The sequence below is a fragment of the Soehngenia longivitae genome (genome assembly GCF_004684055.1).
GTDB classification, from domain to species: domain Bacteria; phylum Bacillota; class Clostridia; order Tissierellales; family Tissierellaceae; genus Soehngenia; species Soehngenia longivitae.
This window is the reverse complement of sequence record NZ_SRIB01000005.1, coordinates 53,427-69,605: the sequence shown is the minus strand read 5'-3', so window position 1 is coordinate 69,605 and position 16,179 is coordinate 53,427. Positions and strand designations below refer to the sequence as shown.

General features: G+C 31.9%; 13 protein-coding genes. 6 read left to right on the top strand and 7 right to left on the bottom strand.

What is annotated here, in order from left to right; all coding sequences use genetic code 11:
• Window positions 1–189: 189 nt before the first annotated feature.
• On the bottom strand, window positions 190–3,015 hold the full coding sequence (gene uvrA / locus E4100_RS04785; protein ID WP_135270907.1) for an excinuclease ABC subunit UvrA: 2,826 nt from the start codon (window positions 3,013–3,015) through the stop codon (window positions 190–192).
• A gap of 10 nt (window positions 3,016–3,025) precedes the next feature.
• Window positions 3,026–4,993, bottom strand: a complete 1,968-nt coding sequence (uvrB, locus tag E4100_RS04780) for an excinuclease ABC subunit UvrB (protein ID WP_135270906.1) — start codon at window positions 4,991–4,993, stop codon at window positions 3,026–3,028.
• A 158-nt stretch (window positions 4,994–5,151) separates the two neighbouring features.
• Here uvrB and E4100_RS04775 point away from each other — a divergent pair, with 158 nt between their 5' ends.
• Window positions 5,152–6,714, top strand: coding sequence for a hypothetical protein (locus tag E4100_RS04775; protein WP_135270905.1), 1,563 nt, complete (start codon window positions 5,152–5,154; stop codon window positions 6,712–6,714).
• Between the two features lie 103 nt (window positions 6,715–6,817).
• Here the strand turns inward: E4100_RS04775 and E4100_RS04770 are convergent, their stop codons facing one another.
• From E4100_RS04770 to ftsE, 4 genes are read right to left on the bottom strand one after another with little or no spacing between them, the layout of a single operon-like run.
• Complete coding sequence (locus E4100_RS04770; RefSeq protein ID WP_135270904.1) at window positions 6,818–8,044, bottom strand: S41 family peptidase; 1,227 nt, start codon at window positions 8,042–8,044, stop codon at window positions 6,818–6,820.
• 52 nt (window positions 8,045–8,096) lie between these two features.
• On the bottom strand, window positions 8,097–9,227 hold the full coding sequence (locus E4100_RS04765; protein ID WP_135270903.1) for a murein hydrolase activator EnvC family protein: 1,131 nt from the start codon (window positions 9,225–9,227) through the stop codon (window positions 8,097–8,099).
• A gap of 12 nt (window positions 9,228–9,239) precedes the next feature.
• A complete protein-coding gene (gene ftsX / locus E4100_RS04760; RefSeq protein WP_135270902.1) occupies window positions 9,240–10,142 on the bottom strand; it encodes a permease-like cell division protein FtsX in 903 nt (300 codons plus the stop codon).
• On the bottom strand, window positions 10,126–10,812 hold the full coding sequence (ftsE, locus tag E4100_RS04755) for a cell division ATP-binding protein FtsE (protein WP_135270901.1): 687 nt from the start codon (window positions 10,810–10,812) through the stop codon (window positions 10,126–10,128). The genes ftsX and ftsE overlap by 17 nt, the downstream gene beginning before the upstream one ends.
• 105 nt (window positions 10,813–10,917) lie before the next feature.
• Here ftsE and E4100_RS04750 point away from each other — a divergent pair, with 105 nt between their 5' ends.
• The 5 genes from E4100_RS04750 to E4100_RS04730 are packed head-to-tail and all read left to right on the top strand — an operon-like array spanning window position 10,918 to window position 15,010.
• On the top strand, window positions 10,918–11,499 hold the full coding sequence (locus E4100_RS04750) for a 5-formyltetrahydrofolate cyclo-ligase (RefSeq protein ID WP_135270900.1): 582 nt from the start codon (window positions 10,918–10,920) through the stop codon (window positions 11,497–11,499).
• A complete protein-coding gene (locus E4100_RS04745) occupies window positions 11,492–12,592 on the top strand; it encodes a glycosyltransferase family 4 protein (RefSeq protein WP_135270899.1) in 1,101 nt (366 codons plus the stop codon). Before E4100_RS04750 ends, E4100_RS04745 begins: the two co-directional genes overlap by 8 nt.
• Window positions 12,593–12,603: 11 nt before the next feature.
• Window positions 12,604–13,092, top strand: coding sequence for a DUF4330 domain-containing protein (locus E4100_RS04740; protein ID WP_135270898.1), 489 nt, complete (start codon window positions 12,604–12,606; stop codon window positions 13,090–13,092).
• Between the two features lie 10 nt (window positions 13,093–13,102).
• Window positions 13,103–13,579 carry a DUF4330 domain-containing protein gene (locus E4100_RS04735; protein WP_167792078.1) on the top strand — a complete coding sequence of 159 codons (477 nt, stop codon included), beginning with the start codon at window positions 13,103–13,105 and terminating at the stop codon, window positions 13,577–13,579.
• A gap of 15 nt (window positions 13,580–13,594) precedes the next feature.
• Window positions 13,595–15,010 carry an O-antigen ligase family protein gene (locus E4100_RS04730; protein WP_135270896.1) on the top strand — a complete coding sequence of 472 codons (1,416 nt, stop codon included), beginning with the start codon at window positions 13,595–13,597 and terminating at the stop codon, window positions 15,008–15,010.
• A 22-nt stretch (window positions 15,011–15,032) separates the two neighbouring features.
• Here the strand turns inward: E4100_RS04730 and E4100_RS04725 are convergent, their stop codons facing one another.
• On the bottom strand, window positions 15,033–16,175 hold the full coding sequence (locus E4100_RS04725; RefSeq protein WP_135270895.1) for a pyridoxal-phosphate-dependent aminotransferase family protein: 1,143 nt from the start codon (window positions 16,173–16,175) through the stop codon (window positions 15,033–15,035).
• Between the last annotated feature and the right edge of the window lie 4 nt (window positions 16,176–16,179).

Sequence of the window (16,179 nt, the reverse complement as noted above, 5' to 3'; positions counted from 1 at the left end):
CCTATATTTAAATTTCTTTAATTATAGCGAGGAACTCCTTAGCGCTTCGGAAGTCTTAATGCCGTTTGCAATAAACACCATAGACTCCCATTGGCTCTTGTGTAGTTTATTATCTACCAAGATTAAGACCTCCTTTGTATTTAATATGAGCTTTATTTTACATCAAATCTATATATAATGCAATGGTATTTATAATATTTTTCTCAAAAACATTCCAGTATAGGAGTTTTCTTCCTTTGCAACATCCTCTGGTGTGCCACAAGCGACAACATATCCACCCTTATCTCCACCTTCTGGCCCTAAGTCGATTATATAATCAGCTGTTTTTATGACATCTAAATTATGTTCTATAACAATTACAGTATTGCCTCCCTCAACTAATTGAGTCAATACTTTTATTAATTTATGAATGTCCGCACTGTGAAGACCTGTTGTAGGTTCATCCAATATATAAATTGTTTTCCCAGTAGCTCTTTTAGATAGTTCCGTTGCTAATTTAATTCTCTGTGCTTCTCCACCAGATAATTCTGTTGATGGTTGCCCTATTTTGATGTACCCTAATCCAACATCATATAGCGTTTCTAATTTTCTTCTTATCTTCGGTATGTTTTGAAAGAACTCTAACCCTTCTTCAACCGTCATGTCAAGCACATCTGCAATATTTTTATCTTTATATTTGACTTGTAATGTTTCTCGATTGTACCTTTTACCCTTGCATACCTCACATGGAACATAAACGTCAGGCAAAAAGTGCATTTCTACTTTTAATATTCCATCACCTTTGCAAGCTTCACACCTTCCGCCTTTAACGTTGAAGGAAAACCTCCCTTTTTTGTATCCTCTCATCTTTGCTTCGTTTGTCATGGCAAACACATCTCTTATAAGATCGAACAAACCAGTGTAAGTTGCTGGATTTGACCTTGGTGTTCTCCCTATAGGATTTTGATCTATTTCTATAACCTTATCAAGGTATTCAATTCCTTCTATTTTGTTAAATGCTCCAGCCCTCTGCTTAGAACCATTTAATTCTCTAGATAAAGCTTTATAGAGTATCTTATTGACTAAAGAACTCTTTCCTGAACCCGAAACCCCTGTGACACAAGTAAATAGACCTAGTGGAAATGCAACATCGATATTTTTTAAGTTATTCTCTTTAGCACCAACTACCTTTAGCCATTTTCCATTGGGTTTCCTTCTTTCTTCTGGAATTTCTATTTTGAGTCTGCCAGATAAATAAGCTCCTGTGATAGATTTGGGATTGTTTTCAATGTCTTTTAAAGTACCCTGGGCAACTATATGTCCACCGTGTATGCCTGCTCCTGGCCCAATATCTACGATATGATCTGCTGCTTTGATGGTATCTTCATCATGTTCAACCACTATTAAAGTGTTCCCAAGTTCTGTTAAATTCCGAAGTGTTTTAATTAGCCTATCATTGTCCCTTTGATGTAATCCAATGCTTGGCTCATCTAAAACATAAATAACTCCAACTAAACTAGAACCAATTTGAGTGGCAAGTCTAATCCTTTGCGATTCTCCTCCAGATAGAGTCCCCGCCATTCTAGATAATGTAAGATAGTCTAATCCTACATCCACTAAGAAACCTAGTCTTGATTTTATTTCTTTTAATATTTGATCTGCAATCATTCTTTCTTTTGGACTAAGATCAATATTTTCAAAAAAATCTAATGCTTTGATTACAGGCATATCCGTAACTTCTGATATGTTTAATCCATTAATTTTTATTGACAATACCTCTTTCTTTAAGCGCTTACCATTGCAGTCAGGGCAAGGAATTTCCGCCATATATTCCTCAATTTTATCTCTCATGAATTCAGACTGAGTCTCTTTATATCTACGCATCAAGTTTGAAATAATGCCTTCAAATCTTCCGTTAAATTCTTTCTTACCAGTGTCATCAAAATAACTCAAAAATTTAAATTTTATTGGCCTTTCAGTTCCATAATATAATTCTTTTAGAAAACTCTCAGGAGCGTTTTTAATCGGTTCATCAACGCTAAATCCATTGTCTTTTGCTAAAGTTTTGAATATTTGATAATAATAATTGTCTTCATCAGTGTTAGAATAAGGTGCTATAGCACCTTGTGAAATGCTTAAGTTCTTATTTGGAATCACTAAATCTTCGTCTATTTCCTTATGAAATCCTAATCCATTGCAAGTTGGACACATTCCAAATGGGCTATTAAACGAAAACATCCTCGGTGAAATCTCTTCAATTGATATATTACAATCTGGACACGCAAGCTTTTGACTAAACTGAATCCTTTCTCCATTGACAACTTGAGCAATTGCTAGTCCATCTGCTAGATTTAATGCAGTTTCTAAAGAATCATTTAATCTTGATTCAATGCCTTCTCTGACTATTAACCTATCGACAACTATTTCAATAGTGTGAGATTTTGTCTTCTCTAGCTTAATATCATCAGTTTCTAGCTCATAATCATTTCCATCTATTATAACTCTCAAAAACCCATCTTTCTTTATTTGACTTAAGGTTTTAACGTGTTCACCTTTCTTACCTCTGATAATTGGAGATAGTATGAGTATCCTAGTCCCTTCTTCTAAATTCATAATTTTATCAACCATCTGATCTATCGTCTGACTCGTTATTTTTTTCCCGCAGTTGTAACAATAGGGTACACCTATCCTTGCAAAAAGAAGTCTTAGATAATCATAAACTTCAGTAACTGTGCCAACAGTAGATCTTGGATTTTTAGAAGTAGTCTTTTGATCTATAGAAATAGATGGAGATAATCCTTCTATATAGTCTAAATCAGGTTTTTCCATTTGTCCTAAAAATTGTCTAGCATAACTAGATAATGACTCAACATATCTTCTTTGCCCTTCAGCATAAATTGTATCAAAAGCGAGAGAGGATTTTCCAGAACCACTCAGTCCAGTGAAAACAATCATTTCATTTCTTGGTAGCTCAATATCTATATTTTTTAAATTATGCTCTCTAGCTCCCTTTATAACAATTTTTTCTTTTGTCATTTGTTCACCTCTAATAAACAATCTTTTTCTTTAATTCAATCATCGTATCTCGTATCTGAGCAGCTTTTTCAAATTCTAATTCTTCAGCTGCTTTTATCATTCTCTTTTCAAGTTCAAATATCATAGCTTCTAGTTCTTCATTTGTCAAGTTGTCCTCATACGATATATTTTCTTCTGCTACAATTGTTGCTTCTATAATATCGCGTACTCCTTTGATTATTGATTTTGGAGTAATATTGTGTTTCTTATTATATTCAGCTTGTATTTTTCTTCTCCTATTAGTTTCATCTATTGCTTTCCTCATAGATTTTGTAATTGTATCTGCATACATAATTACTCTACCATTTATATTTCTTGCTGCTCTTCCAATGGTTTGTATCAGAGATGTTTCACTTCTTAAAAATCCTTCTTTGTCAGCATCAAGTATAGCAATTAGAGATACTTCAGGTAAATCTAAACCTTCTCTTAAAAGATTTATTCCCACGATACAATCATATTTACCAATTCTTAAATCTCTAATTATTTCCATTCTTTCAATCGTATTTATATCAGAGTGTAAATAAGTTACTTTTATACCAATTTTTTTGAGATACTCAGTTAGGTCTTCAGCCATCTTCTTTGTAAGAGTAGTGATGAGAACACGCTCTTCTCTTTCTGTGGTTTTCTTAATTTCTTCTACTAAATCATCTATTTGATTTTTAGTTGTCCTTACTTCTACTACAGGATCTAATAATCCTGTAGGCCTGATTATTTGTTCAACTGTATTTTGAGAATGTTCCAATTCATAAGGTCCAGGTGTAGCAGATACATATATTATTTGATTAACCATCGATTCGAACTCATTGAATTTAAGTGGTCTATTGTCTAATGCTGACGGAAGCCTAAATCCATACTCTACTAGTGTAGTCTTTCTAGACCGATCTCCCTCATACATTCCCCCAATTTGAGGTATAGTAACATGAGATTCATCAACAATTATCAAAAAATCATCAGGGAAATAATCAATTAAAGTGTATGGTCTACTTCCCTTAGGTCTATTGCTTAGATGCCTAGAATAATTCTCTATTCCAGAGCAAAACCCCATCTCTCTAAGCATCTCTAAGTCATATCTTGTCCTTTGCTCAAGCCTTTGAGCTTCAACTAGTTTATCTTTGTCTCTAAGCTCTTTTAGCCTGTCTTCAAGCTCCTCCTCTATAGTTATTAGAGCTCTCTGCACTTTTTCTGGTGCTGTTGCAAAGTGGGATGCTGGAAAAATAGACACATGATTTCTATATCCAATGATTTGACCAGTTATATAATTTATTTCTGTAATCCTATCTATTTCATCTCCAAAGAACTCAACTCTTATTGTATTTTCGCTAGACGATGCAGGGAAGATTTCAAGAATATCCCCCCTAACTCTAAAAGTACCTCTCTCAAAATTTACATCATTTCGGATGTATTGAATATCAATGAGTTTCTTCATTATTTCATTTCTATCTTTTTTCATGCCAGGCCTTAAAGATACCACAAGATTTTCATAATCAATAGGATCGCCTAATCCATATATACATGATACAGAAGCTACTATTATGACATCTCTGCGCTCAAATAGTGCCATGGTCGCAGAGTGTCTCAATTTATCAATCTCATCATTAATCGACGAATCTTTTTCTATATATGTGTCAGTCTGAGGCACATATGCTTCTGGCTGATAATAGTCATAGTAACTGACAAAATACTCTACTGCATTATTTGGGAAAAATTCCTTGAACTCACTTGCTAATTGATAAGCAAGAGTTTTATTGTGAGCAATTACCAAAGTAGGTTTTTGAACTTTTTCTATGATATTAGCCATGGTAAAAGTTTTACCTGATCCAGTAACTCCCATCAAAACTTGATGTTTTAGTCCTTCATTCAATCCTTTTACAATTTTATTTATAGCATCTGGTTGATCACCAGTTGGTTTATAGTTTGAAACTATTTTAAATTCACCCATAATACAACCTCTTTCTTGAACATTTGTTCTTATGTATCTATTATAAAACAACTGATAACAAAAATCTACTCATTTTAAAACTTGAGATTATACTAAATATAAGCTTGAGATTATACTAAATATAATGTAGAATCTAATTACTGGAGGCGAAATTTATAATGAAATCAACGAAATTTATTATTTTTCTATTCTTCTTGTGTATTTCATTGACAGGATGTTCAAGGATAAATTCCATATTCCTTACAGAATATAGAGCCGAATCTAAAGATGTAAATTTTAATATCGATAAAAAGATTTTATCGACAAGTTATCAAAACACAAGTCCTCGAGCAGAGATTATAAATGATAGAAGTGAAAACAAAATATTGATATATGGTGGTTTAACTGAATGTTCAAATGTAGATGTTTCCAGAATTAAATTGGAAGGATCAAGTTTAAAAATCCATCTAAAAATCGATAAGGATACTAATTCACAATTATCTGTCCCTCAGCTCACAGTAACATTAGCTGATAATATTTCTGATCTTAGTTCATTAAATCTAGATATAATATATGATAATTACGAGCCAGTAAAAGTTAACTACAACTTAAACGACATAATCAATAAAGTAAAAGCTGATTTCGAGTTATATTCTCCCACTTCTCCTGATGTAAAAATTATCAACAAAGAAGACAAATACTTATGGATTGTGTCTTTTGAAAATGTATTTCAAAAGATGAATGAGGAAGTACCTATTATCAATTTAGACATATATGTTGATATGCAAACAGGGGAAATCATTAAAACAAATCGTACTTTAGTTTCTAGTTTAATCGATTATGGAGATGTTTTATTCCATTCTTATGATAATGGGTTTATATATCTCAATAATGTAATTGATAATTCAGGTAATATACTCACTCATAACTTGTATTATTATGATTTAAAACTAAAAACGAAGAAACTAATATTATCTACTACCACGAATATCACAAATGCTCAAATGTGCAGTTGTTCAAACAATATAAGTTTCATCGATGACCAAGGAAATGTATACGTGTATATAAGCAAAGAAAACATAATTAAAGATATAAAGGAATTAAAAGGCAAATCTATTGATAAACTTTCTTGGAAAAATGAAAATGAATTGTACTTACTTGATAATTCTGGAGAAAGTGATTCTAGGATATATATCTATAATATAAGTGAAGAGAAATACTCTTTGCATTTCCATACAAATAAAAACATTACAAATATAAAAGCATATGATGAAAGTATAATCATTGAAGAGCTTTTATACCCTGAAAAAAATAACAATATCTATTTAATTAATGAATCAGGTGAATTATATTATATTGATCAGGGATATAAGACATCAGTAATAAATAATGAAACATTGGCATATTTGAAGTTCGACGAGTCAAAAAATACTAATTCATTGTATATATATGATTTAAATAAAAATTCTTTAATCAGTTCTTTAGATAAAGATTTTGTGTACTTTACTCAAACATCCGATTCGAATATATTGGCGCTGGAAAATATTGGTCAGTCAGATTTTTATCAGGCATATCTAATCGACCTTAATAATATTGTACTTACTGAATTGGGAAAAGTATTCGGTTTGAAATCTTTCTATGACATTGAAGACGATAAAATATATATGAACTCTGCCCTTCCATATGACGCAAATTCAAACCCAGTAATTTTCACAATTAAAGGCAGTAATTTGAATAAATGATATTCAATGTTTAATTTTTTATGAATCAGACACTAAAGCTCCTCTTAATACAGTTCAAATAAAGAACTATTGCCAAGAGGAGCTCTTGTTTAATAAATTAATCCTATTCTTCTATTTTTGATTCTAACACTTCAATTGCCTTTTGGAGTTGATTGTCTTGATCTAAATAGTCTGGTCCGATGTCTTTTGCCCCTTCATTTAATTCAATTTCGACATCAGGTTTTATTCCTATTCCATGTATATTTGTACCATTAGGAGTAAAATATTCAGAAACAGTTATCTTTAATCCTGAACCATCAGGTAGATCTTTTAATCTCTGCACAACTCCTTTCCCAAATGTTGTTGTTCCAACTATGGTTCCCCTTTGATAATCTTTAATCGCTCCCGCAAGTATTTCTGAAGCACTAGCACTACCTTCATTAACTAACAACACGATAGGTAATTTAGTCATGTTACTGTCAGAATACAAGTACTCTTTGTTTCCATATTTATCTTGTGTGTAGACGATTACTTTCTTATCTAATAGTTGATCTGCAATCTCAGCACATACATCTAATAATCCTCCAGGGTTGTTTCTTAAATCTATGATTAAACCCTTAACACCTTTCCCTTCAATCTCATTTAATTGTTTTTTGAAGTCATCAGCCGTATTCATATCAAAAGAAGTTATTCTAATATACCCAATTTGGTTCTCCAAAATACTGGATTTAACAGAAACTAATTTGATGATTTTTCTTGTCAATTCTACATCAAAAGTGCTAGTTTCTTCTGATTTATTTTTTCTTAAGATTGTCAGCGTCACTTTAGTGTTAGGTTCTCCTCTCATGATTTTCACAGCTTCATCCATATTTTCTGCAAAGAATTCTTTCCCGTCAACTCTTATTATCTTATCCCCAGTCTGTATGCCAGCTTTTTCTGCTGGGGTATCTTCTATAGGGGAAACCACTGTGATTAAATTGTCATCTCCTGGAGTTACAATTATCCCAATACCTCCATATTCGCCTTCTGTTTCAGCATTAAAACTCTCGTATTCATCTTTAGTCATATAGACAGAATAAGGATCGTTTAAAGCATTGACCATGCCTTTTAATTGTCCATCCAATAACGCTTCTTCATCTACTTCCCTTAGATAAAGCTCATCTATTGTTTCCCTTACTAATGCTACCTTTTTATTGCCTTCATACACCTCTTTTAATATTTTATACTCAGAACTAGGTATTATCACTTTATCATTCACATTTACAGTCATATAATTTGATAAACTAAAAGTGACTACATTAGTTACAACTAAAATCACTAAAATTATAATTACATTTTTTTTATTTTTCATTTTGCACCCCTTATTATATGAAACTAAAATAAAAAAGGAGAAAATTCTCCTTTTACTTTAACCAAGGTATAGGATCTACGTAAGCTCCGTTTTTTCTTACTTCAAAGTGTAGATGTGGTCCAGTAGATACCCCTGTACTTCCTATCTTTGCTATTGATTGCCCTCTTGAAACAGTTTCTCCTTCTGAAACAAGTATTGAAGAGTTATGTGCGTAAAGTGTTACAATTCCACTACCATGGTCTATCATAATAGCTTTCCCATATGAACCCAACCAATCTGCATATATTACAATCCCATCAGAAGCCGCATGTACTGCGGTTCCAGTAGGTGCAGGTATATCAATTCCTGTATGTAGTTTTTGTACATTAAATATAGGGTGTATCCTATATCCAAATGATGAACTAATTCTAGAATAACCTTCAACTGGCCATAACATCACTCCACCAGAATAAGAATTAGTGTTTCTCTGTAACTCGACTATTTTAGATTCAATCTGTTTTGCATAATCATTTAACTTGTCATATTCTTTTTCATATGCATCTATATCTTTTACTAATCTTCCCATGAGATCTTCTTTTTGTCTGCTAACTGCTTCTAAATCTCTTTTTCTTGATTCCAGTTTAGATTTAGTTATTTCAACCGAAGCTCTCTGTGCTTCCAGCTCCACTTTTTTCTGTTCTACGATATCTCGCTGTTCTTTCATGTATTGAAGTAATTCCTTATCTTGCTCAGCTATGGATTCTATCATGGTTTGTCTGGATAAAAAATCTTTAATATCTCCTGAGGATAGCAGAACTTCTAAATACCCTACATTTCCGTTTTTGTACATAACTCTTAATCTTTGATTAAATGTTTCAGTTTTATCTGCAATGTTTTTCTCAGCTTCTTCAAGATCCTTTTCGGCTTTCTCAATATTTGCATTGATTATTTCCAATTCTTTTTCTACACTATCCAATTCACTTTGTGCGTTGGAAATCTTTAGATCAAGCTCTTTTATCTGGTTTTCTACCGATTTTGACTCACTTTGCATGGATTCAAGTTCTTTTTTAGTCTGCTCTATCTGAGACTGTATTTCTGATTGCTGTTTTTTCAAATCGCTTATCGATTGTGCATACACTTGAAAAACAGTTGAGAATACGAATAGAATGGCAATAAATAGCGAAATCATCTTTTTATATTTCATTTAAAAATCCTCCTATACATTTAAAAACTTTTTAAGTGATAGCATGCTCCCCATAGCTCCAATACCAGCCCCTAATGTTAAAAATATAACTGATATATCGCTGATTATGGACTCAGGAGGTATTAAATAGAAGGTAAACATATTGTAAAAACTCTCATTCATATTTAAATATAAATAACGGTACGCAAAATATACTACTGCAATTGAAATAATTGCTCCAACTAGTCCAAAAAACACGCCCTCTATTATAAACGGTCCCCTTATGTAACTATTAGTAGCTCCAACATATTTCATTATGTTTATTTCTCTTTTCCTTGAAGTCACAGTTAACTTGATTGTATTGGATATTATAAAAATAGAAACAAACACTAAAACAGCGATTATTATCATGCCGCCTATTCTTATATAACTTGCAAAATTCAATAACTTATCAATTATATCTTTATAATATTTCACTTCTTCAACTCCGTCAAGTGTTTTTATTGAATTTACTAAATTATCAGCCAGTTCTATATCCTCAACCTTGATTATATATGAATTTGGCAATGGATTTGTTTCCAAGTCTTCCAATAGATAGGCATCTTCTCCCCAGTCTTCTTTCATTAGTTCCAGAGCTTGTTCTTTAGATCTATATATCACAGACACTACTCCAGGTACATCTTTAGCCGTATCTTCTATCTTTGACATCTGTTCCGAACTTATTTCATCTTCTAAAAATACTTCTATTTCATCAAATTTTAATTTTGTATCATTTACGACATTGTTAATGCTCAAGATCAAAACCAATACTATACCTAGTATCATCAATACAGCAGCAATGCTCGTGATTGATGCAACCCCCATGCTCTTATTTCTCCACATGCTTTGAATACCTTGTTTAAGCATATTTCTAAATATTCTAAGATTCAATGTCATACCCACCCTTCTCTTCGTCTCTGATAATTCGTCCATTTTCTAGGGCTATAACTCTTTTTCTCATGCTATTTACTATTTCTTTAGCATGTGTAGCCATTAAAACGGTTGTCCCTCTGTTATTGATATCCACCAATGCTTTCATTATATCATTCGCAGTATCAGGGTCTAGATTACCTGTAGGTTCATCCGCAATAAGCACTGGAGGATTATTTACTATTGATCTCGCTATAGAAACTCTCTGCTGTTCTCCACCAGAAAGTTGATCAGGATATGAAGAAGCTTTTCTGCTTAAATCGACCATACTTAAAACTGTAGGAACTCTCCTTCTAATCGCTCTCGGACTTGCTCCAATTATCTCCATAGCAAATGCTACATTTTCATAAACAGTCTTATTTGGCAAAAGTCTAAAATCTTGAAATACTACTCCTAATTGTCTTCTGATAAATGGTATCCTTCTGTTCGGTACTCTTGTTATATCAGTTCCATTTAAATATAGCTTACCCCTTGTAATTCCTTCTTCTTTTAGTAGAAGTTTTATTAAAGTTGATTTTCCCGCACCACTTGAGCCCACTAAAAATACGAATTCACCTTTATTTATTTCAATATTGATGTCATACAAAGCTATGACACCATTTTTATATTCTTTTGAAACATTAACAAATCTAATCAAATTTATCACCTCGGAATCAGTATCCATTTTTTTGTTTCATTTTGCTTTCTAATGATATATTATATTATAAATGGAAAGATAAATAAACACTTGAGGTGATATTCTTTGAATAAAATATTTTTGAGAGAGCAAATATTAGAAATTCGAAAGAACTTGAATGTTCAAAAAGTCGAAAGTTTTAGTGATATAATAATAAATACTCTCATAAGCTCGGAACTTTATAAAAAAGCTTCAAATATCATGAGCTATGTTAGTTTCAACAACGAAGTAAATACACATGGATTTATTGCTAAAGCTATTGAAGATGGAAAAAAAATCTCAGTTCCCTACATAGATAATAAAAATAAAGTCATGCTTCCTTGTCTTATACATGATATTAACGAATTAGTACCCGGATACTTTGGAATACTATCTCCAGATCCTAATAGACTTAAATTAATAGATGAAAAATCGATTGACTTAGTAATAGTCCCTGGAGCTTGCTTTGATATAAATGGATATAGGATTGGATACGGCGGTGGATATTATGATAAGTTTCTTCCGTTATTAAGAAAAGATACTTCGACTATTGGTCTTGCATTTAGCTTTCAAGTAATTGACAAAGTTCCCTATGAAAAGTATGATATACCTGTTGATTTTATAATCACAGAAAAAGATTTTATAGAATGTGAGGTTAAAAATGCTTAATATTGTACATATGTTTAATTACCTTGGTCACGCAGGTACTGAAATGTCAGTTTACAATACAATTAATGAAATTAAAGATAAAGCCAATATTATCATAATATATTCAAAAGATGGCCCAGGCAGAAAATTATTTGAAGATATTAATATTCCATTGATACAAATAGAGATGACTAGAACATTCGATATAAAAGCAGCAAATAGATTAAAAGAAATTTGTTTGGAAAATAAAGTGGATGTTGTTCACACTCATTTTTTGCGTGAACATTCAATAGCTGTGTTGTCAAAATATCTTGGCAATAAAATTAAAATAATAAATACAAGGCATATGTTGCTTGAAAATAAAAAGTCAGTGATATATATTAATAAACTCTTATCTACTAAAACTGATAGGATAATAGCAGTAAGCAAAGCGGTCGAAGAAAGGCTAGTTAGCGAAGGTATCCCTCGTGAAAAAATTTCCTATATCCCAAATGGGATAGATTTAGATAAATGGCAATCTCCATCACAAGAAGATGTCAGAAAAAAATACAATATAGATAAAGATACTATTGTCATAACTTCTATAGCAAGATTCCGATGGGAAAAAGGGCATAAATTCTTCATTGATTCGATAAAAAAATATTTTGAATTAATTGAAAGCGAAAAAATCAATAAAAAAGTTGTTTTCTTATTAGTAGGTGATGGGGCTTTACTTGAATCAATTACAGAATATGCTGCTGAGCTCAAAATAAAAGAACATTTAATTTTTACGGGATTTAAAGATAATGTAAGGGATTATTTAAAAGCTTCTGATTGCTTTATTTGTCATTCACAATATGAAGCATTCGGAATATCTATCTTAGAAGCAATGGCATGCAAGTTAGCTGTTATTTCTACAGACAGTGGAGGAACTAGGGAAATAATTGATGACAACTTAAATAATGGCATTTTAGTCACATATGGTGATACTCAAAAATTAGCCGAAGAAATGCTTAGATTGACGATTGATGATGAATTAAGAAATTCACTTGGGCAAAATGGCTATAAATCTATTGCGAATAAATATGACCTAAAGAATTTAGCCGAAGAAACTCTAAAAATTTATCTAAAATAGGAGGACGTCACATGAATAAAAATGATAAAAAATCTCACAGAAAGTTTAATATCATCGATGCTGTGATCGGTATAATTATAGTTTTAGCTTTTGTTTTTGCTTTAAATAGGCTTGGAATAATAGGAGTCAAAAATATAGTTGAAAACGAGCAAAGTAAAATTGAAATCATTTTTTTCCAAGAGGAGGTAAATGATTTCACTGCAGAAAATGTAAAAATAGGCGATCCTGCAAGTGAACCTTTGCTAAATGCAAGCTTTGGAACTGTTGCAGATAAGAGTGTAGGCCCTTCCATTTCTTATGGTAAAGATAAATATGGAAACCAGACCACATCAACAAAAGAGGGGTATTCATCTATATATATTACATTAACAGCAAATGGAAAAGTAGGAGACAATGGAATCACAATTGATGGAAGTACTTACTATATCGGCCAAGTTATTAATTTAAGAGTTGGAAGTTCAATTTTCTATGGCAGAATAGATGCCGCAAATCAGCTTTAGGAGGTTAATTATGAGAAAACATAAATTTACTTGGATAGATTTATTGATAATCATTGTAGTAATAGTTGCAGCTTTTAGCATAAAATCAAAATTTGACAAAGCAAATGTTGTAACCAATCAAGTTCAAGAAAAAGACATTGAATTATCTTTTTACATTGAAGCAGTGCCAGAGACAGTATTAAATGGCATACATATAGATAGTCCTGTTAGAGAATCTGTTCAAGGTTCTTCTTTTGGCAAAGTAACTAAGATAGAAAAAGGTCCTAGCGTTATATTTGCTAGTGATGATTCTGGTAATGTTGTCGCATCAGAAAAGGAAGGATATATATCTTTGAAATTGACTATGAAGGCAACTGGCGATCTAAATCCAAATGGAATATCTCTTGATAAATCGGTCTACTACGTAGGGCAAACAGTTACATTATACGCTGGTAATTCTATACTAAAAGACGGCCGAATCTCTGATGTGAATGTATTAAATGAATAGCAAAAGGAGTTCTATATGAAACGTACTTTTAAAAATCAATTACAAAATAGCAGATTTATTAATTTCTTAACAACTGACACCTCAAAAAACAAAAATTGGAACGATAGCATTTCACTGAATATATTAATTTACATTGTGAGTTTGCCATCCATCATTATAAATTTAATGTATTCTAAATTTCACAATTTATTTGATAGTAGCTATTTCATTAAATTTTTTAAATTTATTGGATCAAATTTGCACTATTGCATTGGATTGTCAATCATTTTTATTTCTATAATTCCAGACCATATCTGGAGCAATTTATACGGTGTAGTATTAATTATGTTAATAACTATCTTGTACTATCTAAACAAAGGATTATCTGAAAATCCGAAGTTAGAATTAAAGAAATTAGATTACTCACTAGTTATTTTTTTCGCAACACTTTTTATAGCGGGATTAACTTCAGTTTTCTTAAGAGAAAGCTTAAATCAGCTCATTTTTTATATTGCCACTTTTGTATTTATAACTATCATAATATTGGAAGTTGATTCAGAAAAGAAATTATATGATCTAATTAAGTTTATAGTGCTTAGTGCTGTGCTAACTTCAATTTATGGTCTGTATCAATGGCAAATCGTGGGAATAGCAGTCAATCCTTCATTGACAGACTTAACTATTAATCAAAATTTAGGTGCAAGAGTTTTTTCAAGCTTTGGAAACCCAAACGTTTATGGTGAATTTTTAGTTTTATCAATTCCATTTTTCTTTCCTCTAATCTTTAAGGCTAATAATATGATGCAGAAAGTAATATTAACTATATCATCTTTGCCAGTTTTATTGATGCTATTTAAAACCGGGTCAAGATCAGCATGGGTTGCCTTTGCAGTTTGCATTTTCATATTTGTTTTTTTATGGAATAAAAAATACATACCCGTTTTGATTATACTTGGATTACTTGCAATACCATTTCTTCCAAGTTCGATTTACAACAGGTTGATGACAATATTTAATCCTAATGATACATCTTTAAAATATAGGCAAATGATAATGGGTCCTGCATTAGTAATGCTACGAGATTACTGGATCACAGGGGTAGGTTTAGGAAGTAAGACAGTTGCATTGATATACCAAAGATATAAGAGTTTCGGATTAACAACAGTAGCACATACTCACAATTTATTTATTCAGCTATGGCTTGAAGCAGGGATTTTGTCAATACTATCTTTCATCATGTTCATGTTTAGACTTGCAAAGAATAGCTACGTTAAAGTAAGTAAATTCAGCAATTCAAAACAATCATTAATTATTTCGGCAGCTTTAGCCAGCACACTTGGAATATTAGTTATGGGCTTAGCAGATTATGTGTGGTTTTACAATCGGATATTTTTAATGTTTTGGATAAATATAAGCATTGTGTTATCTGCATTAAACTTAAAGCAAGGGTAATTACCCTTGCTTTTTTACTAGCTTATTTTACTAGTTCTCTTTGTATAATATTTAATCCAATTGATAATTTATCAATATTAAATTTATATAATGTTCTTTCAATACTCGCAATTGAAGATATTAAATCATGTTTATCAATATTTCCCATATGGCCAATTCTAAACATTTTCCCTTTAAATGTCCCTAACCCTGCTGCCACTTGCACACCTTCAGTAGCTAAACTAGTTCTAAATAGCTCATCTTCAACTCCTTCAGGATACAGTACGTTTGACAAGGTATTCGCTCTATATCCTTCTTCAGCAAGTATTCTAAAACCTAATTCTTCAAGAGCTTTTTGATAAGCTCTTGCAAATAATTCATGTCGTTTAAATCTATTTTCGATACCTTCTTCATTTATAAGTCTTATAGACTCTTTTAATGCCCAAATCAAGTTCACGCTCGGTGTTGCGAAATATTTACTTGGTTCATGCATGATAGGTAACCAATTGTTGAAATCTACGAAGTATTCACCTATGGTACCAATGCTTTCCCTCGCTCTTAAAGCCTTCTCATTTGCCCACAATATCAGCAACCCTGGAGCCACTCCAAATGCTTTTTGAGAAGCAGTAAATAGTATGTGTATATTCATATCATCCATGTACTCTTCTTCACCAGCAGTTGCACAAACCCCATCTACTATATAGATAATCTCTGGGAATTCTTTCAACATGTCACCTATACTCTTGATATCAGCTTTTACCCCAGTAGAAGTATCCACATGGGTTACTGTAATCGCTCTATAAGGCTTTTTCTTTAGAGTCTCCCTAATTAAATCTATGGGTACAGTTTTACCCCATTCTGAACTCAATACATCTACATTTATCCCTTTGTTTTTTGCAATATCAACAAATCTGTCCCCGAAATAACCATGAGATATAATCAATAAATTGTCGCCTTTCCTTAACACATTCGCTAGAGACATTTCCATTGCTAATGTTCCACTGCCAGAAATCACGAAAATCTCACCGTCTGACTTTACAATTTTCTTAAGTTCTTTTAAGCAATAATTAAAATCGTTTACAAAATTTGCATCTGAAAATGCAACAGTTTCTCTGCCCATTTGATCCTGAATACTTCTTGATACTGGTGTTGGTCCAGGAATCATAAGTAACTTCTTTGTTTCCATTTAA